Annotated in this window: 21 protein-coding genes; 10 read left to right on the top strand and 11 right to left on the bottom strand. The window is 63.0% G+C overall.

Going from position 1 to position 24,951, the window contains the following annotated elements; translation table 11 throughout:
- Positions 1–134: 134 nt before the first annotated feature.
- The 6 genes from DSC91_RS20180 to DSC91_RS20155 form a co-directional block, all read right to left on the bottom strand.
- Positions 135–599, bottom strand: a complete 465-nt coding sequence (locus DSC91_RS20180; RefSeq protein WP_115780566.1) for a hypothetical protein — start codon at positions 597–599, stop codon at positions 135–137.
- Positions 599–808 carry a DNA-binding protein gene (locus tag DSC91_RS20175; RefSeq protein WP_115780565.1) on the bottom strand — a complete coding sequence of 70 codons (210 nt, stop codon included), beginning with the start codon at positions 806–808 and terminating at the stop codon, positions 599–601. Before DSC91_RS20175 ends, DSC91_RS20180 begins: the two co-directional genes overlap by 1 nt.
- Positions 809–1,007: 199 nt before the next feature.
- The gene (locus tag DSC91_RS37555) at positions 1,008–1,850 is read right to left on the bottom strand and encodes a hypothetical protein (protein WP_162831442.1); all 843 of its coding nucleotides are present in this window, start codon (positions 1,848–1,850) and stop codon (positions 1,008–1,010) included.
- Between the two features lie 146 nt (positions 1,851–1,996).
- Positions 1,997–3,409: a tyrosine-type recombinase/integrase gene (locus tag DSC91_RS20165; RefSeq protein ID WP_115780563.1), complete on the bottom strand. Its 1,413-nt coding sequence runs from the start codon at positions 3,407–3,409 to the stop codon at positions 1,997–1,999.
- Between the two features lie 287 nt (positions 3,410–3,696).
- Entirely contained in the window at positions 3,697–4,080 is a 384-nt protein-coding gene (locus tag DSC91_RS20160; RefSeq protein WP_115780562.1) for a DUF427 domain-containing protein, read from the bottom strand.
- Positions 4,081–4,465: 385 nt separating this feature from the next.
- Positions 4,466–6,046 carry an acid phosphatase gene (locus tag DSC91_RS20155; protein WP_115780561.1) on the bottom strand — a complete coding sequence of 527 codons (1,581 nt, stop codon included), beginning with the start codon at positions 6,044–6,046 and terminating at the stop codon, positions 4,466–4,468.
- A gap of 321 nt (positions 6,047–6,367) precedes the next feature.
- Between DSC91_RS20155 and DSC91_RS20150 the strand changes: the two genes are divergently transcribed.
- The gene (locus tag DSC91_RS20150) at positions 6,368–7,663 is read left to right on the top strand and encodes a cytochrome-c peroxidase (RefSeq protein WP_229758047.1); all 1,296 of its coding nucleotides are present in this window, start codon (positions 6,368–6,370) and stop codon (positions 7,661–7,663) included.
- Positions 7,664–7,717: 54 nt separating this feature from the next.
- Here DSC91_RS20150 and DSC91_RS20145 read toward each other — a convergent pair whose 3' ends face one another.
- Entirely contained in the window at positions 7,718–7,957 is a 240-nt protein-coding gene (locus DSC91_RS20145; RefSeq protein ID WP_115780559.1) for a hypothetical protein, read from the bottom strand.
- A gap of 279 nt (positions 7,958–8,236) precedes the next feature.
- Between DSC91_RS20145 and DSC91_RS20140 the strand changes: the two genes are divergently transcribed.
- The gene (locus tag DSC91_RS20140) at positions 8,237–8,626 is read left to right on the top strand and encodes a hypothetical protein (protein ID WP_115780558.1); all 390 of its coding nucleotides are present in this window, start codon (positions 8,237–8,239) and stop codon (positions 8,624–8,626) included.
- A gap of 82 nt (positions 8,627–8,708) precedes the next feature.
- On the top strand, positions 8,709–9,158 hold the full coding sequence (locus tag DSC91_RS20135) for an NUDIX hydrolase (protein ID WP_115780557.1): 450 nt from the start codon (positions 8,709–8,711) through the stop codon (positions 9,156–9,158).
- Positions 9,159–9,233: 75 nt separating this feature from the next.
- Here DSC91_RS20135 and DSC91_RS20130 read toward each other — a convergent pair whose 3' ends face one another.
- Entirely contained in the window at positions 9,234–10,127 is an 894-nt protein-coding gene (locus DSC91_RS20130) for a transporter substrate-binding domain-containing protein (RefSeq protein ID WP_115780556.1), read from the bottom strand.
- 267 nt (positions 10,128–10,394) lie between these two features.
- The gene (locus DSC91_RS20125) at positions 10,395–12,104 is read right to left on the bottom strand and encodes a glutamine--tRNA ligase/YqeY domain fusion protein (RefSeq protein ID WP_115780555.1); all 1,710 of its coding nucleotides are present in this window, start codon (positions 12,102–12,104) and stop codon (positions 10,395–10,397) included.
- Positions 12,105–12,599: 495 nt separating this feature from the next.
- On the opposite strand from DSC91_RS20125, the gene ggt reads away from it, so the two are divergent.
- Positions 12,600–14,354 (top strand): gamma-glutamyltransferase, encoded by a 1,755-nt coding sequence (gene ggt, locus DSC91_RS20120; protein WP_115780554.1) that lies wholly within the window; start codon positions 12,600–12,602, stop codon positions 14,352–14,354.
- A gap of 170 nt (positions 14,355–14,524) precedes the next feature.
- Complete coding sequence (locus DSC91_RS20115) at positions 14,525–15,085, top strand: RBBP9/YdeN family alpha/beta hydrolase (RefSeq protein ID WP_115783373.1); 561 nt, start codon at positions 14,525–14,527, stop codon at positions 15,083–15,085.
- A gap of 198 nt (positions 15,086–15,283) precedes the next feature.
- On the opposite strand, the gene DSC91_RS20110 is transcribed toward DSC91_RS20115, so the two are convergent.
- Positions 15,284–16,504 carry a CaiB/BaiF CoA transferase family protein gene (locus DSC91_RS20110; protein WP_115780553.1) on the bottom strand — a complete coding sequence of 407 codons (1,221 nt, stop codon included), beginning with the start codon at positions 16,502–16,504 and terminating at the stop codon, positions 15,284–15,286.
- 556 nt (positions 16,505–17,060) lie between these two features.
- Between DSC91_RS20110 and alaS the strand changes: the two genes are divergently transcribed.
- Positions 17,061–19,685: an alanine--tRNA ligase gene (gene alaS, locus DSC91_RS20100; protein WP_115780552.1), complete on the top strand. Its 2,625-nt coding sequence runs from the start codon at positions 17,061–17,063 to the stop codon at positions 19,683–19,685.
- 239 nt (positions 19,686–19,924) lie between these two features.
- On the opposite strand, the gene DSC91_RS20095 is transcribed toward alaS, so the two are convergent.
- On the bottom strand, positions 19,925–20,836 hold the full coding sequence (locus tag DSC91_RS20095; RefSeq protein ID WP_115780551.1) for a LysR family transcriptional regulator: 912 nt from the start codon (positions 20,834–20,836) through the stop codon (positions 19,925–19,927).
- Positions 20,837–20,954: 118 nt separating this feature from the next.
- Between DSC91_RS20095 and DSC91_RS20090 the strand changes: the two genes are divergently transcribed.
- The 4 genes from DSC91_RS20090 to DSC91_RS20075 all read left to right on the top strand — a co-directional run bounded on the left by DSC91_RS20090 (position 20,955) and on the right by DSC91_RS20075 (position 24,947).
- A complete protein-coding gene (locus DSC91_RS20090; RefSeq protein WP_115780550.1) occupies positions 20,955–22,415 on the top strand; it encodes a YbfB/YjiJ family MFS transporter in 1,461 nt (486 codons plus the stop codon).
- Between the two features lie 234 nt (positions 22,416–22,649).
- Positions 22,650–23,681 carry a threonine aldolase family protein gene (locus tag DSC91_RS20085; RefSeq protein ID WP_115783370.1) on the top strand — a complete coding sequence of 344 codons (1,032 nt, stop codon included), beginning with the start codon at positions 22,650–22,652 and terminating at the stop codon, positions 23,679–23,681.
- Between the two features lie 282 nt (positions 23,682–23,963).
- Entirely contained in the window at positions 23,964–24,494 is a 531-nt protein-coding gene (locus tag DSC91_RS20080) for an NUDIX domain-containing protein (protein ID WP_115780549.1), read from the top strand.
- A 3-nt stretch (positions 24,495–24,497) separates the two neighbouring features.
- Complete coding sequence (locus DSC91_RS20075) at positions 24,498–24,947, top strand: acyl-CoA thioesterase (protein WP_115780548.1); 450 nt, start codon at positions 24,498–24,500, stop codon at positions 24,945–24,947.
- Positions 24,948–24,951: the final 4 nt, after the last annotated feature.

Here is a 24,951-nt window from a genome sequence, read left to right as displayed (position 1 = left end):
GCAGCGAAAGCAATGTGCAACGCCTGAGCCGTTGACCTCAATGCTGAGGCCAAGTGTCTTGTCACGGTCGCCGCGCCCGCAAGCGGGGCACTGGATGCGATGCCCCCCGGGTTCGTAATTGGGCCAATGGATCATTACATCAGCCCATCGAACAGGTCGAGTTGGCGCGGATCGGTGCGCAGCGGGTTACGCGTCGCGGCGCGCGACTTGCCCTGATTTGCGGACTTGCGGCGCTTTTTTGCGGTCAACTCGGTTTCCGGAATCCATGCGCGCGCACCCGCCTTGAACGCGGCCTCACGCACATGGATGGTCATCCAGTACGCTGTCACCCACACGACGCGCCCATCGCCCGTTGCCGTTGCGATGTCGCGGCGCTCGATGTTCCACGCGTAGCGTGCTTCCAGGCAATGAATCACGGTCTCCGCGCGGTTCGCATACTGCTTGAAAACCGCATCCATACTGGTCAACGTGTGGCCTTCGAGCAGTTTGGCCAGCACGCCAGCAAGAACGGTTTCGGGGCGCTTGGGAAAGATGCCTGCGGTAGAATTGAACGTGTCTTGGGCGCTCGTCTCTACTTGTTGGGGGCGGGCGTTTTTCATTATTTACCGCCCGCCAGTTGTTCGAGCGCATCGGCGGGCCACATCAAGCGGCCGTTCGGCATCTTCACCGGGCGCAGGCAGAAGTAAGCGCCAGTCTGGCTGTAGCGCTTGCGGATGGACTGCGGGCGCAGCGTGAGTTGCGCTGCAAGTTCTTCGGTCGAGAGAAGCGAGCGATGCGCCGCAAGCGCCGCAAGTTGAGCTGTCGTCATTCGTTTGGCTCCCAAGTCACGAAACAGGGTTTCGCGTCGAACGACTCGGGGCCGTGCTACCGAATAACTGCTACGCCCCGCGAATCATTGCGAATCGCTAGGGGATAGCCTGCAAACCCGCTCCGTACGCGGATATGCTCACGGGATTAAGAAGCGCGTATTTATTAGGGGCGGGGGCGCGTTCTGGAAAAAAGCGGGTTTATTGACCGGGTTTGCCGGCCGCATACCAGTCGAGGGCGCTTTCGAAATCGCGCCACTCATCCGACCAAGGCCAGAGCAGCGGCTTCGCCTTGAACAGCGCACGAAATTTGCGGCGGGTTGCGTCCTTGTCCAGCGCCTTATCGAGTAAGCGCTGAGCCAGCATCGATGGATTCCAGCGGTGCGCGCCTTGCCCGCGACCGCCGCGCTGAGTGAGAGCGGGTAATGCCCATGCAGGCAGTTCGCCCAGACGCTTCTTCCAGCGCGTTTCATCCCATGAGTTAAGTCCGTCAAACAACCGCGCGACCTCCGACGTTTCAAGCCCGAGGGCTGCGGCAATCGTCGGCGCCGAAAGCGGCGCGGGTACTGCTTTCGTTGCACTATCGCTCGCGGCGGCTTCCGACTGTTTCGCCTCGCCGGTATCGGCTGATTCGGCAGATAGCGCGCAGGCAATCTCAAGCGCCTCACGACGCCGATGCCCGCCCTCTAACTGCGCCTGCGCCCGCATCTCGACATTGATCATTTCGGCATGGGCGCGCAATGATTTCCAGTTCCTGTTGTTTCCGATTTTCCCAACCACGTCCGCGCTCTTGAAGAGTTCCCGAACGGCGTTGAGCGCTTCGCGAAATTTTTCCGCTGCCGGGTCAGCGTTAGCCTCTAATCCTTCGACAAACCGGTCTACCTCCCAAAGGTTCGCACCGGAGAAAATTCTGGTGCCCCCATGAAAACCGGGTACAACCATGATGGCAAGGCTTTGGTTGTCTGGGTCGCGGTACAAATAGCCATTTTCCGTTTGGCGGCGTTCCGCCGTCCGGTGGCCTATCCAGTGCGGTTCTTTTTCCATTGCTCGCGCCCTTCGTGCGCCGCCTTCACTTAGCGTGCCCCCGCCGGGCCGGTGAAGGTGTCCGGCTTTGCGCTCCGTCGAGCGGGCAGGGGCGAGGATAGTGTAACGGTACGCGAACGCGTTGCACGCCCGGCGTCGATGACGAACTACTTGACGGCATGCATCCCCGTTCGAGCGGCGCTCGCGTCGAATTCAATTCCCGCCTGCTCAAGCATCCACACCTCGATTCGGTCGTGCCACATGCGCAAAAGATCGAGCGGCCGTCGGCGGTAATGCTTTTCGGCAATGGCGCTTGGTTTGTGGCCTTGAATCTGAGCAACGACGCCAACAGGGCATTCCACCCATTCGGTCAGCGTGCCGAACGAGCGGCGCAAGCCGTGCAAGCTCACATGAGGCAGGCCCGCATCAGCGAGTGCCTGATTGTGTGCATATCGCGGCTCGGCAATCTTGCCGTCAGCGGCGGTTTTGCTGGCGAACACCCAAGGCGACGGCTGCCATTCTTCTCCGCGCTGTTTAAGGCGGCGAAGTTGGCGGATATTGGGCGGCGTATCGTTGATACGCTTCAGGTCCAGTAGCAGGGACGCCAGAAAAGGCGGAAGCGGAATCGTCCGGCCGCTCTCGGTTTCCACCTTGTCGGAAATGTGCAGACTGCGCCAGCGAAAGTCCACGTCGTCCCACTTCAGCGCGGCTAGTTCTTCGCGGCGTGCGCCGGTAATCAAAAGCCCTTGCAGGTACGCACTGATAACCGGGTTCTGGATCTTACGCACTGCATCAAACCACGCCGTTAGCTGCTCGCGCTGCAAACAGTCGTCCTTTGCGTTGGTGCGTGGCACGGCGTCACGGACTGAGCGCGCGTTATAGACGTTCTGCGCGGCAATGCCGGAATACTCTGGTCGGTCGTCACACCAGCGAATGAACGCCCGCAGCTTGCGGTAAGACTGTTCGGCGTTGGTCGGGCGGTTTTGCGCCTCGGCTTCAAGCCATGCCGCTATCGTTTCGGCGGTCAGGTTCGATAGCTTCAACGGCATAAGTGGCGCAAGCGGCCCCGGCACCGTCAACCCGGTCCCACGTAGTTTCTTCGCGCCGCCAGCGTGAGCCAGATTTTCATGATCTTTATGGTGGCGTTCGCTCCACTTGGCCCGGCTCGCGTCAAGATATGCTCGCCATGCTTCGCCTACAGTCGCGTCCTGACGGCGCGATTCGAGCTTGCGGGCTTCATGGGCGGCGCGCTGCTCTGCCTTTTCTTCGCGTGGGTCTATGTCCCGGTCCAGAAGCGCCTTGAGCCGCGCAGCCTCTTGCCGCGCGCCGAGGCGCTCTATCTTCTTGCCGGTCGGGTCGGTCGTGACGTACGACTCAAGCGGCCACGCATCGGGCGCGCCAATCGTGATGCGCAACGTCTTGCCGAACAAGCGGCCCTCATAGACGTACGCCTTTCGTCCGGATGCCGTCACGCGAAGCCCTAGCCCTTGTTGCTTCCGGTCCCAAAAGATGGTTTGTTGTCGCCCCGGATCGCACTGGTGGCCCGCCACCCGCTCAGGCGTGAAGTTCTCTTTTTTCATCAGATTTCCTACATGGGCGTGCCGTGTAGGCACTGTGTAGGCAAATCATACGGCAATCAATCAATTTTTATCAACGCGTCAGGATGCCAGTGTTTGCCTTTAAGCCTTATCTGTCGGGGTTTTTGGGGATTTTCATGAAAACGGATCAACGCCGATAAATGGCACTTTGTTCGGCCTTCTAAGCCGAGGGTGGGGGGTTCGAGTCCCTCCTGCCGTACTTCAAATGCCTGGCGCATCGCATCGAAGCCTCTGCGCTGCGATGCGCGCGTGGCCGTTCGCGTGGCTGTTTACTCTGCCGGCTGCACGTCGATGGAATCGACCCGGTTCGGATAGAACGCCAGATGCTGGGCGATCTCCTTCACGGGCGCGTAGGGCGCTTCGTAGGTCCAGACCGCATTCACTGCCCGCTCGCCGCCAATCGGAATGCTGTAGTACGCGCAATCGCCTTTGTACGGGCAGTAGGTCGCGTGATCGGTGCGTTCCAGCAGCGTCATCTCGACGTCATTGCGTGGAATGTAATACACCGGTGGATACGACGCCTCGCGCAGCACGAGCGCATTGCGAGTATCCGCGATCACGCGGCCGGCTATCGTGACCACCACGTGGACTTTGTCCGGCTCGATCGTGATCGGATGATCGGGACCGGGTACCTTGATGGATTTTTCAGTCATGCTGTCGCGCTCCTGAATAGGTTGGCAAGCCTGCAACACGTTGCTATGGGTTTTGAGCCGCTATCGGCCGGAATGATCGCGTCCTGCGTCGAAGCATACGCCGGTCGTGCAAACACGTTGTGTCGTCGTTTGCGCGTGTGACGCGGTGCATGCGCCGTTCGCTTGTCCGCGCGACAAAAACAAAAGAGGGCAGCCGAAGCTGCCCCGTCGAAATGCCACCATCAGGCGGACTGTCGCTGACTGACTTTGTAGGTCCGCGAATCGCGGACTGCTTAACGTAGACCAAGGCAGACCAAGGCGGACCAACGCAGGTCGCTCACATGCTGAGCGCCTGCGGCAGTCCGCGCGTTGCCTCGCTTATCGCCGGTCACGCGTTGCCATCGGATTACTGCCTGATGTTCAACGCACCCGTCAGATCGCCCATCGGCTTGCCGCCGTTGCTGACCAGCGCGGCATCACGCGCGGCGATGCCCGGCAGCGTCGGCAGCGAGAAGCGGTGTGTGATGAAGCGCAGAATCGACGTTGTGTCGTACTGCGTGTGATCGACGAATCCCTTCTTCGCGTACGGCGAGATGATCAGCGCCGGAATCCGCGTGCCCGGACCCCAGCGGTCGGCCTTCGGCGGCGCCACGTGGTCCCAGAAGCCACCGTTTTCGTCGTACGTCACGACCACCAGCATGTTGTTCCACTGCGGGCTTTTCTGCAGATGCGAGATCACGTCTGCGATGTGCTGGTCTCCCGAGGCGACGTCGGTGTAACCCGCGTGCTCGTTCAGGTTGCCCTGCGGCTTGTAGAACGACACTTGCGGCAGCGTGCCGCTGTCGATCGCCTTGATGAACTCGGAGCCTGCCAGGCCGCCGTCGAGCAAATGCTGCGAACGGTTCGCGGAGCCAGGTGCCAGATCGGCGAAGTAGTTGAACGGCTGGTGATGCGGCTGGAAGTTCGGCGCCGTCAGGTTCGCGCCGTAGATCACGTTCGACGTGCCGTTTTGCGCCGCCGACACCGCCGCGCCCCACGCGCCGCCGTACCACGCCCACGACACCTTCGCGTTGTTCAGCAGATCGCCGATGTGCTGCTGCGTTTGCGCCGGCAGCGTGGTGGCGGCCGTCGGGTCGGCCAGGTTGGCGTCGCCGCCCGAAGCCGCCTTGTTGCCGCTCGGCTGATACGGCGGCTGCATCGTGTTGATCGCGTAGAAATCAGGCGTGAGGTTGCCCGAGAGCACGTATTTCGGCGGCCCGCTCAGCGCGGACGCCGGCGAGTTGGCCGCAAGCTTCAAGGTGACGCCGTCGCTTTCGACCGACGAGATCGAACCCGCCGCCGGGCTCTTGTCCGCATTCGGGTAAGTCGGCGTGCACGCGCAAACCAGCCACTGGTGGTTCAGGAACGAGCCGCCGAATGCGCCCATGAAGAAATTGTCGGCCAGCGTGTATTGCTGGGCGATTTTCCACAGCGGCAGCTTGTCGGCATTGAGCGTGTAGTGGCCCATGACGAGGCCGCCGGAATCCGCCCACGCGGCGAACTTGTCGTTCTTGCCGCCGTTGATCTGCATCTGGTTTTCATAGAAGCGGTGATACAGGTCGCGCGTCGTGGCCGTGATCGGCGTATTGAAGCCGTTCGGGTCGTCGATCGCGAACGGGCTGTTCGGCAGGTTGGCCGTCATCGCTTGCGTCACCACCGGCGTCACGCCGGTTTGCGTCAGACCGTTCCACACTTGCGGCAGCGTCGCGAGCGCCGTGCCGTTGCGGTCGACCTGCGCGGCGCTCGCCGCCGTCACGTTCTGCAGACCGTTGGCGCCCGGAAAGTTGCCGTACAGATTGTCGAAGCTGCGATTCTCCGCATAGATCACCACGACCGTCTTGATCGACGTGATGTCCGGTGGCGTGGTGACGCTGCCGCCGCCGCACGCATACAGACTTAACGCCGCTGCGATCGCGATAGGCGCCGCGCAGATCAGTTTTTTGTTCATTTGGTATGTGTTCTCTCTCGCGTTGGGGACGGGCCGCGTGCGTTGCTTACACGGATGGCCGCGGACGAAAGTCTGAACAAGGAATTTGACAGAAACATGTAGCTAATTACGAATGGCTTTTGTCTCGTCATTTTCGTCGGCTTTATGTCATTTAAACGACATGTCGATGAAATACGCTCGCGGACTTCAATATCGCAAACTCACATCATTCATATGCGGCCTGGTTTCGCGGGGATTCGGAAAAGGACAGTTCGGGCGCAGGCGCGGCGGAGCGCGGGGTCGACAGGCATTGGCGCGCTGCTGACGATGACGCTGGCGGCTATGGTTATGACCCTGGCGGCGTGCGATGCGGGCTCGCAGGCCGCGGGCGCGAAGGCAGAGGCGAGCGCTGCGCCGGCGTCCACGTCTACGGCAGCGTCTGCCGCGAACGTGGCGGCTCATGACGCCGGCCAGACCCGCGCGCAAGTCTACGAATCCGTGCGGCGGATGACGGCGCTCGGCAAGCAACTGTTTTTCGACGCGTCGCTGTCCGGCTCGGGCAAGCTGGCCTGCGCGTCGTGCCACAGTCCCGATCACGCCTTTTCGCCGGCGAATTCACTGTCGGTGCAACTGGGTGGCAACGACATGCATCGCACCGGCATGCGCGCCGCGCCGACGCTCAAGTATCTGCAATCGGTGCCGGCGTTCGCCGAGCACTATCACGAGTCGGACGACGAAGGCGACGAAAGCGTGGATGCCGGGCCGACCGGCGGCTTGACGTGGGACGGCCGGGTCGACCGCGGCTCCGACCAGGCGCGCATTCCGCTGTTGTCGTCGTTCGAAATGGGCAGCACGCCGGCGAAGGTCACGGCAGCGGTGAAGGCAGCACCCTATGCCGACGCTTTCCGCACGGCATTTGGCGAGCATATTTTCGATAGCGACGACGCCACCTTCAGCGCCGTGCTGCAAGCATTGGAAACCTTCGAGCAGACGCCCGAGCTTTTCTATCCGTACAGCAGCAAGTACGACGCGTACCTGGCGGGCAAAACCCAACTGACCCAGGCCGAACTACGCGGCCTGCAACTCTTCAACGACGAAAAGAAGGGCAATTGCGCGAGCTGCCACATCAGCCAGCGCACCATGGACGGCGCGCCGCCGCAGTTCAGCGACTTCGGTCTGATTGCGATCGGCGTGCCGCGCAACCGCGCGCTGCGGGTGAATCAGGATCCGCATTTCTACGACCTCGGCGCGTGCGGGCCGGAGCGTACCGATCTGAAGGGTCGCGCCGAGTTTTGCGGCATCTTCCGCACGCCGACGCTGCGCAACGTCGCGTTGAAGAAAAGCTTCTTCCACAACGGCATTTATCACTCGCTGGATCAGGTGGTGCGCTTTTATGCGGAGCGCGACACGAATCCGGAAAAGTTCTATCCGGTTTCGAAGGGCAAGGTGCAGAAGTTCGACGATTTGCCGCAGCGCTACTGGGCCAATCTGAACACGGAGCCGCCGTTCGATCGCAAGCGCGGTGACAAGCCGGTACTCGACGAGGCTGAAATCAAGGACGTGGTGGCGTTTTTGAATACGCTCACGGATGGATATAAGGCGGGGGATAAATCAGGCAATAAAGCGGCCGCGAATTGATCGCTGGGCGAAGGCCGTGCTACCGGTCGGGTCGGCACGTGCACGAGGGCGTGGTCAGTGGCCTGCGCCGGCAAGCATGTAATAGCAGCCGACCAGCAGCAGTGCGAACGACATCAGGAGACACCCAATGCCGGCGCGTGTCAGCAGATTGGGCCAGCGCGTGCGAGGGAGATTGTCCATTTGCACCATGCGCCGCGCAAGACCGGGATCGTGGGCGATGGCGAAGGGCACGAGCGCCACGCAAAAGAGCGCCAGCGCGACGGCGAAGGTTTCGAGAGCAAATGAGATGTTCATAAGACCGCCTGGAAGTCTGATCGGCGCTGCAGCGCAACAGGCCTATCTTAAGAAGACGTTTCATAAGAAGATATGAGACTCATCCTAAAATTCTGAGCGAGCGTCGCGCCAATTCGTTCCAGCCAGCCGGCAATCGAATGGTGCAGGCCGCCGTGGGTCGTTGCGAGGCGCCATCCGGGCGGTCGCCTGGAGGGCGGCATGCTATGCTTTTGGGGTCCAGATCACGAGTTGCGTGAGCGCGCTCGAGACCGCCGAACTACTCTTCGAGGAGAACCCTTCATGTCGATGCGAACCCGTGTCCTGTTTCACCTGACCGTCGGTGGCCTGCTGCTCGGTGGCGCCCTCGGGGCGCAAGCGGCGAACCTCGGTTTTCTGAACGACACGCCGATCAGTTACATGAAGCAACGCGACGTCGACTCGATCAAGGGTGCGGTGTTCGCTGCCTTGAACGACAAGCAGGACGGCGAAAGCGTGAACTGGGTCAACGAAGGCACCGGCAACAGCGTGAAGATCGATGCGACGATCACCGTTGCCAGCACAGCGAAAGATGGCGAGCGTACCTGCCGCGACGTCGGCGTCGTGCTGAATGCGAAAGGGCAGTCGATGAGCCTGCGTCCGCTGTTCTGCAAGCAGGGCAGCAGCAACTGGCAATTGCAGAAAAAGCACTAAGCGTGCGGGCCGGTATGACAAAGCGCGCTGGCTTGCGGCCGGCGCGGCCTGACTCTGTGCGTCGTTGCGACGCGCTGCATCGATGAGCGCGCGGGTCGTCTCGTGCGGCGTCGTGCTGCTCGACCCGGACGGCCGGGTGCTGCTCGCCCACGCCACCGAAACGTCTCACTGGGACATTCCGAAAGGGCATGGCGAAGAGGGCGAGGCGCCACACGTCACGGCGTTGCGCGAGATGGTCGAGGAGACCGGTATCGTGATTGCGCCCGAGCGGTTGAAGGATCTCGGACTGTTCGTCTACCGCCGCGATAAGGATTTGCATCTGTTCGCGGCGCGCGCGACGGACGACGAACTCGATCTGTCTTCGTGCACCTGCACATCGCTGTTTCCACGCCGCTCCGACGGCACGCTGATCCCCGAAATGGACGCATACCGCTGGGCCGAGCCGGACGAAGTCGAGCGGTACGCGAGCCGCAGTCTCACACGTCTTTTCCAGACCACGCTTTCGCTCGCGGAACTGCATCGAACGCTATAGCGGTGGATGAGTTGACCGGGGTGTAGCGCCGGCTGCACCCGCACCCGCCGCGTGCGACATGCGCTGCCGACGCGCTCAGTCGAGCGCGTGGTCGTTCGGATGCGCGAATAGCGAGCGGTTCTGTTCCGACAGCGGAAAATTCAGATTGATGCCGCGCGGCGGAATCGGCTGTGTGAACCACTGGTTGTACAGACGTTCCGCGTCGCCGCCAAGCTGGCCGCGCGCAATCACTCCGTTGACGAGCGTGCGCAACGGCTCGTCACCCTTGCGGAACATGCAGGCGTAGACCTCGTAGCCGAGCGGCGTGCCGGTTACCACGAAGTCTTCGGGGCGTGGATCGGTCGATTTGAAACCGTACACAATCGGCTCGTCCATCACGAAGGCCACGGCCCGGTCTTCCTTGAGCGCGGTGAATGCTTCCAGATGATCGCGCGCGCTCGTGATGCGCATGTTCAGATGCTTGTCGGTGTTCAGGCGGCGCAGCAGGCGCTCGTCGGAGGTGCCCGCGGTCGTCACGACCGTCTTGCCGGCAAGGTCCGGAAAATCGGCGATGCCGCTGCTCTTGTGCGCGATCATGCGCACTGCGTACTGGAAGAAGCTGTTCGAGAACGCGGCGACGTTTTCGCGTTCCACCGTATGCGTGGTCGAGCCGCACTCCAGGTCGATCTGGTTGTTCAGCAACATCGGCGTGCGGTTCGACGAGGTCACCGTGACTTCGTGCACTTTCAGTTGCGGCAGGCCGAGCGTTTTCTTGATTTCGTCGACGATCTGCAGCGCGATGGTTTGCGAGTAGCCGACCGTTCGCTTGCCATCGAAGTATGAGAACGGGATCGACGCTTCTCGCACGCCGAGCACGACCACGCCGTCGTCGTGGATTTTCTTTAACGTGCCGGTGAGTTCATCCGCGTGAGCGGGGCGCACGAGCGACGCCACGCCGAACGCGATCAGCGCAACGAGTGCGCAACGCATGCTTTGCGCGGCGCGGCTTATGGGCGTAGCAGGAACGGTACGCGTACGACCCGCGCATGGTGCCGTGTCCCATGCGCTCGCCCCGCGACGGGCTGCAACTTTCATCGGGCCTCCCGGACTCGCGCGTGCACGCATGCCGCGCTGTCACTGTCACTGTCGATGGAACGTGATGCAACGAAACGGCGTGCATCCCGTTCACGAAATGCACGCCGTATTTAACGTCGGATAAGCAACGTCAGATGCGCTTCGCGCCGTAGCGGCTCCAGCTTACGCCGGCTTGCCCCAACTGTCGCGCAAGCTGACGATGCGATTGAATACGGGTTTGCCCGGTTTCGAATCGACCCGGTCGGCGACGAAATAGCCGTGGCGCTCGAACTGATAGCGCTGTTCCGGCAGTGCGTCGCGCGCACCCGGCTCGAGGTAGGCGTTGACCACGCGCTTCGAGTCCGGATTCAATGCTTCGAGGAAGTCGCGGCCGCCGGCGTCCGGTTGCGGTTCCTTGAACAGACGGTCGTAGATGCGCACTTCGGCCGGGACCGCGGCTGCCGCGCTGACCCAGTGAATGTTGCCCTTGACCTTATACGTGTTCGCACCTTCCGTGCCCGATTTGCTGTCCGGGAAGTAGTTGCAGTGGACTGCGACAATGTTGCCGTTCTCGTCCTTGTCCGCGCCGGTGCACTCGATCACATAGCCGTAGCGCAGACGCACCTTGTTGCCCGGGAACAGGCGGAAGTAGCCCTTCGGCGGCGTTTCGTTGAAGTCTTCGCGTTCGATCCACAGTTCGCGCGAGATCGGGAACTCCCGAACACCCATTTCCGGATGATGCGGGTGGACCGGCGCATTGCACGGCTCGCTCACGCCTTCCGGGAAGTTGTCGATAATCAGCTTGACCGGATCGAGCACGGCGGCGGTGCGCGGAGCCTTGTCGTCCAGATCGTCGCGCAGTGCGCCTTCGAACACGCTCATGTCGATCCACGAATCGACCTTGGTGACACCGATGCGCTCGCAGAACAACTGGATCGCTTCCGGCGTGAAGCCGCGCCGGCGCACGCCGACAATGGTCGGCATGCGCGGATCGTCCCAGCCGTCCACATGGCCTTCGTTCACGAGTTGCAGCAGTTTGCGCTTGCTGGTGATCGCATAGGTCAGGTTCAGGCGCGAAAACTCGATTTGTTGCGGCAGCGGGCGCGTGAAGATGCCGGCTTCGGCCAGCTCGTTCAGAATCCAGTCGTACAGCGGACGGTGGTCTTCGAATTCGAGCGTGCACAACGAATGCGTGATGTTTTCCAGCGCGTCCGAGATGCAGTGCGTGTAGTCGTACATCGGGTACACGCACCATGTGTCGCCGGTGCGGTAGTGATGCGCGAAGCGGATCCGGTAGATCACTGGATCGCGCATGTTGAAGTTTGGCGACGACATGTCGATCTTCGCGCGCAGCACGTGCTCGCCTTCCTTGAACTCGCCGGCTTTCATGCGGCGGAACAGGTCGAGGTTTTCCTGCACCGAGCGGTCGCGGAAACGCGACGGCGTGCCGACTTCGGTGGCCGAGCCGCGGTTCGCGCGCATTTCTTCGGCCGACTGGCTGTCTACATACGCCTTGCCGCGTTCGATCAGCAGTTCGGCGAATTCGTACAGCTTGTCGTAGTAATCGCTCGCGAAGTAGAGCTGCTCCTCGCCGCCCTTTTCCCACTCGAAACCGAGCCAGCGCACGGCGTCGATGATCGAATCGACATACTCGACGCTTTCCTTTTCCGGGTTCGTGTCGTCGAAACGCAGATGGCACACGCCGCCATAGCTGCGCGCCACGCCGAAGTTCAGGCAGATGCTCTTGGCGTGACCGATGTGCAGGTAGCCGTTCGGTTCGGGCGGAAAGCGCGTTTCGACGCGCTGGCTCCACTTGCCGGTGCGGTTGTCTTCGTCAATGATGTTGCGGATGAAATTGGATGCCGCTGGCGCGTCGTTGCGTTCGGTATTCATGCGAGAAGGTGAAAGTCTGTCGGGGGCGCGCAATGCGCCCACTTATCTGTCAATTCTACCTGACGCGTTCGCCTGCGGCAGGCGAGTGCGGCGCGCAGCCAACGATCGAGCGGTTTCGGGCGGTTTTTGGGGGCAGGATGAGATCCCGCAAGCTGCGTTTAATGTGCTGTAACAGGAGGTAAAACGTTTTGTTGGCGCGGTCCATGGCGACTTACGATGCGGGCGGCACGCTCTCCGCGCGCCGTGCACGGGCGACATGTTCGCCCGGGGATTTTTTCCCTGGCGCCGCTTTGTGCCCGTCCGGCGCAAGTCAGGCAGCCTCGCCGCACACCCGCGCCCCGCTCAACCTGTTTCGGATGGCGCTGCCTGCGCCCTGTCGCGCAGCGCTGACCGTGGTGCTGCCGGGCGCGCAGGCCGCCCACCCTATTGGGCCGCTTTGGCACGGGCGCTTTCCGCTCGTGCAACATGGCGCTCCTAGTTCCCGGAGTTTCTCGGATGTCCGTCCCGACACATGACGCGCCTCGCGCGCCTTTCGCCTCTTTGTCTTTCGCACGGATCGTGACGGCTACGGCCGTGTTCGCCGCGCTCGCCGGCGGCTTCGTCGCGCCGGCCCCCGCGCTCGCGAAAACACCGCCGCCAAAGGCCGTGCTGGACGCGTCGGCGGTGGCCGTGCCGGATCGCTACGGCGCCGACACCGCGCAGCAGATCTTCGCCGCGGGCGGCAATGCAGTGGATGCCGCGGTGGCGATCGCCTTCACGCTGGCCGTGACCTGCCCGGACGCGGGGAATATCGGCGGCGGCGGGTTCATGACCGTGTTCATGGACGGCAAGCCGTACTTTCTCGACTACCGCGAGCGAGCGCCGCAACAGGCGACCCGCGACATGTACCTCGACGATAAAGGCAACCTCGTGCCAGGTATGAGCCTCGTCGGCCATCGCGCGGTGGGCGTGCCGGGCACTGTCGAGGGCATGTGGGAAGCGCAGCAGCGCTTCGGCAAGCTGAAATGGAAACAGGTGCTGGCGCCCGCGATCCGTTACGCCACCGACGGCTTCCAGGTCGACCAGGGGTTGCAGCAGCGTCACGAAGCGGCAGCGAAGAGTTTCGCCGGCAAGACCAATTTCGACGCCTACTTCTCGAACCTGAAGGCAGGCGCGATGTACCGGCAGCCTGAACTCGCGCAAACCCTCTCGCGCATCGCCAGCGACGGCGGCCGCGAGTTCTACGAAGGCCGCACCGCGGATCTGATCGCCCAGCAGATGTACGGCCACGGTCTGGTCACGAAGCAGGACCTCATTCAATACAAGGCGGTCTGGCGCCAGCCGCTCACCGCCGCGTGGAACGGCTACCAGGTCGTGACCGCGCCGCCGCCAAGTTCGGGCGGCATCGGGCTGATCCAGATGCTGAAGATGAAGGCCGATCTGAAGCCCGCGTTCGATGGCCTCGAACTGAATTCCGCGCCGTATATCCACCTGATCGCACAGATCGAAGACCGCGTGTTCGCCGATCGTCAGCAGTACATAGGCGACCCCGATTCGTACAAGGTGCCGGTCGACAAACTGACCGGCGACGCCTATCTCGCGCAGCGCGCCGACGAAGTGAAACCCGACGAAGTGCCGGGCGCCACGCCCGTCAAAGGCGGCCTCGGCGACGCGATGCCGGAGAAGGCGCAAACCACGCATTTCTCGGTGGTCGACAAGTGGGGTAACGCCGTGTCGAACACCTACACGCTGAACGGGTCATTCGGTTCCGGCGTGGTGGTGGACGGCGGCGGCTTCCTGCTCAACGATGCGATGGACGACTTCGTCACCAAACCGGGTGCCGCCGGCGCGTCCGGCGCAACGGCTGACGAACTGAACACGGTGGCGCCGGGACGCCGTCCGCTTTCGTCGATGACGCCGACCATCCTGTTGAAGGACAACAAGGTGTCGCTCGTGATCGGCACGCCTGGCGGTTCGCGAATCCTCACGTCGATCTTCCAGGTCATGACCAACCTGTACGATTTCAATATGACGCCTGCCGACGCGTTGGCCGCGATGCGATTCCATCATCAGTTGCTGCCGCCGAAGACGATCTATTTCGAGCCGTACCATCCGATCACGGGCGAATTGGCCGACCAGTTGAAAGCCAAGGGTTACGCGCTGGAAGGGCAGTCGTTCAACGGCGATGTGCAGATGATCCGCGTTGAAGGGACGACACCTGAACCGGCCGCCGATCCGCGCGGCGTGGGCGTGGGTCGCGTGATGCGTTGAAGCGCGGTTTCGGCCGGGTGGAGGCGGAAAATTGCGAAAGCGGGCGCGGGTTGCGGAAACGAGCTTCGGAAACGGACGGCGGATATGGGCTGCCGAAGCGTACCGCTGAAACAGTTGCAGACGCGAATCGCGAAAGCGAACTTGAGAAACCAAATGCGACGGGGAATGCAATGAGCGGGCAAAAACTAAACGTACTCGTACTGCCGGGCTACCAGAACTCCGGCGCGGGTCACTGGCAGACGGTTTGGGAAGCGCTCGATCCCACGTTTGTGCGCGTGCAGATGCCCGACTGGGATTACCCGGAGCGCGACGCGTGGTGCCGCACGCTCGACGCCGCGGTGGCCGCAGCCGACTCTGCAGTCGTGTTTGCCGCACACAGCCTTGGCTGCCTCACGATCGCCTTCTGGGCGTCGCAGTACGCGAGCGCCGGGCAGTTGGCGAAGGTGGCCGGTGCATTGCTGGTGGCCGTGCCGGACCCGTCCGAGCCACATTTTCCGCGGGACGCCAGCGGCTTTGGACCGGTGCCGCTTGCGTGTCTGCCGTTCGCGAGCATCGTCGTGTCGAGCAGCGACGATCCCTACGGCGGTGGGCCGTTTTCGCGGACCTGTGCGAGCGCGTGGGGCAGCCGCTGGATCGATATCGGACCGCGCGGCCATATCAACGCCGACAGCGGCCTCGGCGATTGGGACGAGGGCCGGCGCTGGCTGGCTTCGTTGGGCGAAGAGCGGTGATGCAGTTGTTTGCTGGCTTTGTTGGGCGTAGCGGCGATGCCGTCGTTCGCGCGGCCAGGCGGTGAGTGAGCAGGCACCGTCGCCAGCCTCGCTGGAAGCCGGAACCGCCTCAACTGGCCTCAACCGCGCCAACCGGCTCAACCGTCAACCGTCTCAATCGCCAACCGCCAACCGCCAACCGCCAACCGCCAACCGGCCTCAAATCACTGACTGGTCCCGCAGCGCCGCGATTCGTGCCTCGTCATAGCCGAGCACATCGCGCAGGATGCTGTCGGTGTGCTCGCCGAGCGTCGGCGGATGGGACAACGCTTCGGGCGGCGTGCCGGTCATGTTGATCGGATTGCGCACCAGCTTGACCGTGCCGCCCGACGGATGCGGCAGATCGACCTGCAGGCCGCGCGCCACCACCTGCTCGTTTTCGAACACTTCGCCCAGATCGTTGATCGGCCCGCACGGCACGCCGGCCGCTTCCAGTGCCGCGATCCATTGCTGCTTGCCCTGCAGACGAACCATGTCGGCAAGGATCGGCACGAGGATATCGCGGTGGCGCACGCGAGCCGGGTTGGTCGCGAATCGCTCGTCGCCGGCGAGTTCGGGGCGCCCGCCCGCCTCGACGAACTTGCGGAACTGGCCGTCGTTGCCGACCGCGACGATGATCCAGCCGTCGCTCGTCTGGAAGGTCTGGTAGGGCACGATGTTCGGATGCGCATTGCCCCAGCGCACGGGCGGCTGGCCGCTCGCCAGGTAGTTCGAATTCATGTTGGCCAGCATGGCCACCTGTACGTCGAGCAACGCCATGTCGATGTATTGGCCTTCGCCCGTTCGGTCGCGATGTGTGAGCGCCGTGAGCACGGCGATGGTCGAATACATGCCGGTCATCAGATCGGCAATCGCAACGCCGGCCTTTTGCGGACCGCCGCCCGGCTGACCGTCGCGCTCGCCGGTAATGCTCATGAAGCCGCCGATGCCCTGCACGATGAAGTCGTAACCGGCGCGCTGCGCATACGGTCCGGTTTGCCCGAAGCCGGTCACCGAGCAGTAGATCAGATCGGGCTTCACCTCTTTCAGGGACGCGTAATCGAGCCCGTACTTCTTCAACTGCCCGACCTTGTAGTTCTCCAGCACCACGTCGCTTTGCGCGGCCAGTTCGCGGATGATCCGCTGGCCTTCGGGCGAAGCGATATCGACGGTGACCGAGCGCTTGTTGCGGTTCGCCGCGAGGTAATAAGCGGCTTCGGGGGTGTCGGCGCCGTCCGGCGTTTTCAGGTACGGCGGCCCCCAGTGGCGGGTATCGTCGCCGACTTCAGGCCGTTCGATCTTGATGACGTCGGCGCCGAAATCGGCGAGCGTCTGTGCGCACCAGGGGCCGGCGAGCACGCGTGTGAGGTCCAGCACGCGGATATGACTGAGAGCGCCCATATTCTTCAATGTCTCCTGTGTCGACCAGAGTTGGCGCTTTAGCGCTTACTCTGGTCCCATGCAAAGCGGTCGACCAGAGTTGGCGCTTTAGCGCTTACTCTGGTCCCATGCAAAGCGGTCGACCAGAGTTGGCGCTTTAGCGCTTACTCTGGTCCCATGCAAAGCGGTCGACCAGATGTCGATCTGAGTTGGCGCTTCAGCGCTTACTCAGATCCCATGCAAAGCTGTTGGCGCTTTAGCGCTTACTCCGGTCCCATGCACGATTTGCGGGTGGTGGCGCGGCGCACATGTCGCCGCGAATGTGGGCAATCTTAAGCGATTCCCGCACGTAGGCGCAGTCAGCCGAACGGCATAGGGCGCGCGACGGGCCTTGCCGTGTCACTTGCCAAGCAACCAAACGCAGCCAATCCTGGCCGAATGGCTAACGGGACAGGGCAGCCGCCGCGCACGGGCGCCGATCCCGTATAATCAGTCGTTTAAGAAACAAACAGTTGGCGCATCTCCATGATGCCGCCGGTAACAGCCAGGGAACTGGCAAACCCGTCCCCCGCACGCTATGAAAGCCGCCGAAATCCGCGAGAAATTCCTCAAGTTCTTCGAATCGAAGGGCCATACGATCGTTCGCTCGTCGAGCCTTGTGCCCGGCAACGACCCGACACTGCTCTTCACCAATTCGGGAATGGTGCAGTTCAAAGATGTGTTCCTCGGCGCGGAATCGCGTCCGTATGCGCGCGCCACGACCGCGCAGCGCAGCGTGCGCGCCGGCGGCAAGCACAACGATCTGGAAAACGTCGGCTACACCGCGCGTCACCACACGTTCTTCGAAATGCTGGGCAACTTCTCGTTCGGCGACTACTTCAAGCGCGACGCGATCCACTACGCGTGGGAATTGCTCACCGGCGTGTACCAGCTCCCGAAAGACAAGCTGTGGGTCACCGTCTATCACGAAGACGACGAAGCGCACGACATCTGGGCGAAAGAAGTGGGCGTGCCGGTCGAGCGGATCATCCGCATCGGCGACAACAAGGGTGCGCGCTACGCGTCGGACAACTTCTGGCAGATGGCCGACGTCGGTCCCTGCGGTCCGTGCTCGGAAATCTTCTACGACCACGGCCCGGAAGTCTGGGGCGGCCCGCCGGGGTCTCCTGAAGAAGACGGCGACCGCTACATCGAGATCTGGAATCTCGTGTTCATGCAATTCAGCCGCGACGCCCAAGGCAACATGACGCCGCTGCCCAAGCAGTGCGTCGACACCGGCATGGGTCTGGAGCGTATCGCCGCGGTTCTGCAGCACGTGCACAGCAACTATGAGATCGACCTGTTCCAGGCGCTCATCAAGGCGGCGGGCCGCGAAACCGGCGTGACCGATCTGACGAACAACTCGCTGAAGGTGATCGCCGACCACATCCGCGCCTGCTCGTTCCTGATCGTCGACGGTGTGATTCCGGGCAATGAAGGCCGCGGCTATGTGCTGCGCCGCATCGTGCGCCGCGCGATCCGCCACGGCTACAAGCTGGGCAAGAAGGGTTCGTTCTTCCACCGCATGGTGCCGGACCTCGTCGCGCAAATGGGAGGCGCCTATCCGGAACTGAAGGACGCTGAGCAACGTGTGACCGACGTGCTGCGCCAGGAAGAAGAACGCTTCTTCGAAACCATCGAGCACGGCATGTCGATTCTCGAAAGCGCGCTGGCCGATCTGGAAGCCAAGGGCGGCAAGACGCTCGACGGCGAACTCGCATTCAAGCTGCACGACACCTACGGCTTCCCGCTCGATCTGACGGCCGACGTGTGCCGCGAGCGCGAAGTGACGGTCGACGAAGCCGCTTTCGACGAAGCCATGGCGCGTCAGCGCGAACAGGCTCGCGCGGCAGGCAAGTTCAAGATGGCGCAGGGCCTTGAATACTCGGGCGCGAAGACCACGTTCCACGGCTACGAAGAAATCATCTTCGACGACGCGAAAGTGATCGCGCTGTATGTCGACGGCGCGTCGGTGAAGGAAGTGAATCACGGCCAACAAGCGGTCGTCGTGCTCGACCACACGCCGTTCTACGCGGAGTCGGGCGGTCAGGTCGGTGACCAGGGCGTGCTGGCGAACGCGAGCGTGCGCTTCGCGGTGACCGATACGCTCAAGGTGCAGGCGGACGTGGTCGGCCATCACGGCACGCTGGAGCAGGGCACGTTGAAGGTCGGCGACGTCGTGAAGGCGGAAATCGACGCGGTGCGCCGTGCCCGCACCGAGCGCAATCACTCGGCCACCCACCTGATGCACAAGGCGCTGCGCGAAGTGCTCGGCTCGCACGTGCAGCAGAAGGGCTCGCTGGTCGACGCGGACAAGACACGTTTCGACTTCGCGCACAACGCGCCGATGACCGACGAGCAGATCCGTCAGGTCGAATCGATCGTCAACGCGGAAGTGCTGGCCAACGCGCCGGGCATCGTGCGCGTCATGCCGTTCGACGAAGCGGTGAAGGGCGGCGCAATGGCACTGTTCGGCGAAAAATACGGCGACGAAGTGCGCGTGCTCGACCTCGGTTTCTCGCGTGAGTTGTGCGGCGGCACGCACGTGCATCGCACGGGCGACATCGGACTCTTCAAGATCGTGATGGAAGGCGGCGTGGCTGCCGGTATCCGTCGTGTGGAGGCGATCACGGGCGACAACGCCGTGCGCTTCGTGCAGGATCTCGACGCCCGGATCAATGCGGCAGCGGCCGTGTTGAAGGCGCAGCCGTCGGAACTGACACAGCGCATCGCGCAGGTGCAGGACCAGGTGAAGTCGCTGGAGAAGGAACTGAGCGCACTGAAGTCGAAGATGGCTTCGAGTCAGGGCGACGAACTTGCCGGTCAGGCGATCGAAGTGGCCGGCGTGCATGTGCTGGCTGCAACGCTCGAGGGCGCAGACGTGAAAACGCTGCGCGAGACGGTCGACAAGCTGAAGGACAAGCTGAAGAGCGCGGCGATCGTGCTGGCCTCGGTCGAGGGCGGCAAGGTGAGTTTGATCGCCGGTGTGACGGCGGACGCCAGCAAGAAGGTCAAGGCCGGCGAACTGGTCAACTTCGTTGCGCAGCAAGTCGGCGGTAAGGGCGGTGGGCGGCCGGACATGGCGCAAGCCGGCGGCACCGAACCGGCAAATCTGCCGGCGGCACTGGCCGGCGTGAAGGGTTGGGTCGAAGCCCAGCTTTGATTCGGGTTTGATTGGGCCATGCGGGGCGCTGCTGGTTTTTGCGCTCCGCATGGCCCAAGTTGTTTCGGGCCGCCTCGTGCCGGCTGTGCATTAACCCGGCCGGGTGGCGCAAGTGGCCGTTCTTTGCGATGCCTGCCTCCAACTGCATCAGGAGTAGGTGACCATTGCAGGATTCGCGGCGAACAGGCCGGGTGCGGTGACGGTTAGCGTTCTCCAATACGCAGGCAAAGCCTCAAGCCTCAAGCAGCGCCTACCGGTACAGCCGCAGGCAGTTCCACCGCATCCCCTCCCGACACAAGCGTTTGCCGCAGCGCATTGAGCGCCGACGAAAAATGCCCTCGTCGCCAGACAAGCAGCGTCTCGATCACGCCGATATCGGGGAGTTCGTGAACGGCGATATTGCTCGCATCGGTTTGCAGATCGAGCACGGATCGCGGCGCCACGGCCACTCCCGCACCGGCGGCGACGCAAGCCACGATCGCATGATACGAGCCGAGCTCCAGAACGCGAGCCGGCCTCACGCCATGCTCCAGATACCACTTCTCGATGTACGCCCGGTAAGCACAGCCGCGCTCGAACGCGATCAGCGTCGATAAAGCAATGTCCCGTACTTCGCGAATCGACCGATGGCCTCGCGGCGACAGCATCACCAGTTCTTCGCGAAAAACCGGCACGGTCTCGAACAATTCGCCGAGCACGGCGGGATCCGGCGGCGTGGCGACCAGCGCCGCATCCACTTCGAATTCGCGAACCCGCTCGATCAGCTTGCCGGTCGTGCCGGTTTCGAGTTCCAGCGCGACATCCGGCCAGCGCTGGTGATAATGCGCGAGCAATCCGGGCAGACGCGTCGCCGCGACGCTTTCCATCGTGCCCAAACGCAAGCGTCCGCTCGGACGATCCTCGCGCACGGCGTGACGCGCTTCATCGGCGAGCGCGAGCAAACGCTCCGCGTAGGGCAGCAGCGTCTCGCCGGCCGGCGTCAAAACAAGGCGCCGGCCGTCGCGGATGAACAGGTCGGTGCCGAGTTGCTCCTCGAGCTGCTTGATGCGCGTCGTGACGTTCGACTGCACGCGATTGAGCTTGGCGGCGGCGCGCGTCACGCCGTTTTCCCGTACGACAGCGCGAAAAATGGTCAAGGCGGCCAAATCCATGGTTCTCTCCCGGCGATGGCTTATATCCTAATTATTCATTTTTTGTGATTCGAAGGTCAAGCTACTATGGATCGAACAAACCGGCGACTGCCGGCCAGAATCCTTTTACCGTCTGCTTATGAACGATCTCGCTTCCAGCGCGCACGACATCCCTGCTGAACGTCACGCCGCCCGCCGCGCGGCGCTTGCCTGCATGGTCACCTTGGCCGTGGTGCTCGGTATCGGGCGTTTTGCGTTCACGCCGCTCTTGCCGCTGATGCTTCACGGCAGCGCCTTCGGCCAGCCGCAGATCGATATCCAGCGCGGCGGATGGCTCGCGTCGTTCAACTACGCCGGCTATTTCGCCGGTGCGGTCACCTGCGCGGCGCTGCGGGTCGCGCCAGCGCGCATGGTGCGCGCCGGGCTTGTCGCGACGGTCCTGCTGACGTTGGCGATGGGCACAACAAGCCAATTCTGGCTGTGGGCGGTCGTACGCTTCGTCGCCGGCGCGGTCAGCGCGTGGACCTTTGTATTCGCGTCGCAGTGGGGCTTGCGGCGGCTTGCCGAACTCGGTGCGCACGGGTGGAGCGGGGTGATCTATACGGGCCCTGGCGTAGGTATCGTCGGAACGGGTTTGCTGGTCAGCGCTGCAGGTGGTTACGGCGCGACGGCCGGATGGATCGGCTTCGGGCTCATCGCGGCGGTCCTTTCTATTGCGGTTTGGCCCGTATTCGGGACTGTGACCGACACGGCCTCAAGAGGCGCGAGGCATGCCGCGAACGGGGCGCCGACCGCCGCTCATGCAAGTCAACGCGCGGCCGGGCAGCACTACGCCGTGCCGCAAAACCCCGGCCGGTACGCTGCGAACCAACGTGCCGCAAGCAATCTCTCTGTCGCGAGCCAAAACCTCGCCGCAACCCAAAGCCTTGCCGCAACCCAAGGCCGCGCCGCGACCCAAAATCCTGCCCCAAACCCAAGCGCCGCCGCAACCCACCTTTCCTCCCCGAACCATGCCCCGCACCGCGCTGACGCCTTCTGGCTGATCCTGCTCTACGGCGTGCCCGGATTCGGCTACATCATCACCGCGACGTTCCTGCCGGTGATCGCGCGCCACGCGCTGCCGGGTTCGTCCTGGCCCGATCTGTTCTGGCCGATGTTCGGTGTGGCGCTGGTCGTCGGTGCGCTGCTCGCGGCACGCCTGCCAGTGCATTGGGACAACCGCACGCTGCTCGCCGGTTGCTACGTGCTGCAAGCCGCCGGTATTGCGCTCGGCATCGTCTGGCCCACGGCAGGCGGCTTCTCGTTCGGCAGCATCCTGATCGGTCTGCCATTTACGGCCATCACCCTGTTTGCGATGCGTGAAGCGCGGCGTCTGCGTGGCGACGAAGCCGCCGGCCTGATGGGCTATGCGACCGCGGCCTACGGCGTCGGTCAGATCGTCGGCCCGCTGGTGGCCGCTCCGATTGCCGAACACACGGGGTCTTTTTCGCCGGCCTTGTGGCTGGCGGCGGGGGCACTGCTGCTCGGCGCGGTCGGCCTGATCATCGTGGCGCGCATGCCGCGAGGCCGTGGCCGCGCGCCCGATTGTGGCTGCAACTAACGTATCGAGGTCTTGTCGGCGGTTTATCGGGCGGCGTGGTGCCCGGCGTCAACCGATGTCGCAAGGGCACGTGCCGGCACGGCAAGCTTGTCCGCCACCTTGCGACGAAAGTCTGGGCTCGTCAATCTGCCCGCGACGCAAATGCCAGGCCGAAAAACAAATAACTCACCGGCGCACTAAAATGACCGCTTTCCCGTCATCTCAGTGCGCCTGTCGCCGGGCGCGCCGCCAGCCATGCAACATTTCGCGTCCGACAACTACGCCGGCATCTGTCCCGAAGCGCTCAACGCGCTGATCGCCGCCAACCACAGCGGTCACGAACCCGCTTACGGCGACGACTCCTGGACCAACCAGGTTTGCGACCGCCTGCGGGAGCTGTTCCAGACCGATTGCGAAGTGTTTTTCGTGTTCAACGGCACGGCCGCCAATTCGCTGGCGCTGGCATCGTTATGCCAGTCGTATCACTCGGTGATCTGCCACGAACTCGCGCACATCGAAACCGATGAATGCGGCGGCCCGGAATTCTTCTCCGGCGGCTCAAAGCTGCTGACCGCCCCGGGTGTCGGCGGCAAGCTCACGCCGGATGCGATCGAAGCGGTCGTCACGCGCCGCGCCGATATTCATTACCCGAAGCCAAAGGTCGTCACGCTGACCCAATCGACGGAAGTGGGCACCGTCTACACCGTCGAGGAAGTGCGCGCGATCGCGGCGATCGCCAAGCGGCGTCATCTGAAAGTGCACATGGACGGCGCGCGTTTTGCGAATGCGGTCGCGGCGCTCGACGTGCATCCGTCCGAGATCACGTGGCGCGCGGGCGTCGACGTGTTGTGTTTCGGCGGGACCAAGAACGGTTTGCCGGTCGGTGAGGCGGTGGTGTTCTTCGACCGGTCGCTCGCCGACGATTTCGCCTACCGTCTGAAGCAGGCCGGCCAGCTTGCCTCGAAAATGCGCTTCATCTCGGCGCCGTGGCTCGGACTGCTGGACAACGACGTCTGGCTGCGCAATGGGCGTCACGCGAATGCGATGGCGGAGCTGCTGCAAACGCGGTTGCAGGAAATTCCAGGCGTGAGCATCATGTTTCCGCGAGAATCGAACGCGGTCTTTGCGCAATTGCCCGCGCAAGCCGCCAAGGCAATGCGCGCGCGCGGCTGGAAGTTCTACGAGTTCATCGGCGCGGGCGGCTGCCGGCTGATGTGCGCCTGGGACACGCAGCCGGAAACCGTCGAGCGTTTCGCCGCGGAAGTGCGCGAGCTGTGCCTGGTCTGAAGCAGCATGGGCTGCGCGTCTTCGATCTGGTTGGGACCGCGAGCTTGAGCCGGAAGGTTGAACCCGAAAGCTTGAGCCGGAAGCTTGAACTCGAAGTTTGAGCTCGAAGTTTGAGCCGAAAGCTGGCCCCAGAAGCGAGAGCCCGAAGCTTGAACCCGAAGCTTGAGCCGAAAGCTGGAGCCAGGCGTGCAAACAGGACCGCGCACCACGCGCTGAACCAGCGGCACCCCATTCGACACTGAACAACGCCGTACGCAAACCATAAGAGACGACCCACTCGCCATGACCGAATACCGATTTTGTCCGCGCTGCGCCACGCCTTTGATCGAGCGCGTCGATGCCGAACACGAAGGCGGCCGGATCCGCCAGAGCTGTCCCGATACGGAATGCGGCTACGTCCACTGGAACAATCCGCTGCCGGTGGTGGCCGCGATCGTCGAGTACGAGGGCAAGATCCTGCTCGCGCGCAATGCGGCATGGCCGGAAGGCATGTTCGCGCTGATCACCGGCTTTCTGGAAAACGGCGAGACCCCGGAAGAAGGCATTGCCCGCGAAGTGCTCGAAGAGACCTCGCTGCACGCGGAGACGGTCGAGCTGATCGGCGTGTACGAATTCATCCGCAAAAACGAACTGATCATCGCGTATCACGTGAAGGCGTACGGGACAGTCGCGCTGTCGCCGGAATTGCTCGAGTACCGGCTGGTCGAGCCGGCCAAACTGCGGCCGTGGCGCGCGGGCACCGGTCAGGCGCTCGGCGAATGGATGCGGCGGCGTGGCTTGCCGTTCGAGTTCGTCGAAAAGCCGGGGCAATAAACGATGAACAAGCCCACAGCCGCCGCGCGCAGCGCCTATCCGCATTTCCTGCCGATCACCACACGCTGGATGGACAACGACGTCTACGGCCACGTCAACAATGTCGTCTACTACAGCTACTTCGACACGGTGGTGAACGAGTATCTGATCCGCGCCGGCGTGCTCGATTTCGAGCATGGCGCGACGATCGGCCTCGTGGTCGAGACGCATTGCAGTTACTTCGCACCGCTGGTGTTTCCCGAGCGCGTCGAAGCAGGCTTGCGGGTCGTGCGGCTCGGCACATCGAGTGTGCGTTATGAAGTGGGCCTCTTCAAGGAGGGCGACGATCGACCCGCCGCACAGGGCCATTTCGTGCACGTGTATGTGGATCGCGTCACGCGTCGCCCGGTGACCTTGCCCGCCGACCTGCGCGTGGCGCTCGAGCCGCTGACCGTCGCTGTGCAGGCGGAATAGGCGC

This window comes from Paraburkholderia caffeinilytica, assembly GCF_003368325.1.
Taxonomy (GTDB): domain Bacteria; phylum Pseudomonadota; class Gammaproteobacteria; order Burkholderiales; family Burkholderiaceae; genus Paraburkholderia; species Paraburkholderia caffeinilytica.
The sequence above is the reverse complement of the archived record's forward strand: the minus strand, read 5'-3'. Positions and strand labels throughout refer to the sequence as shown.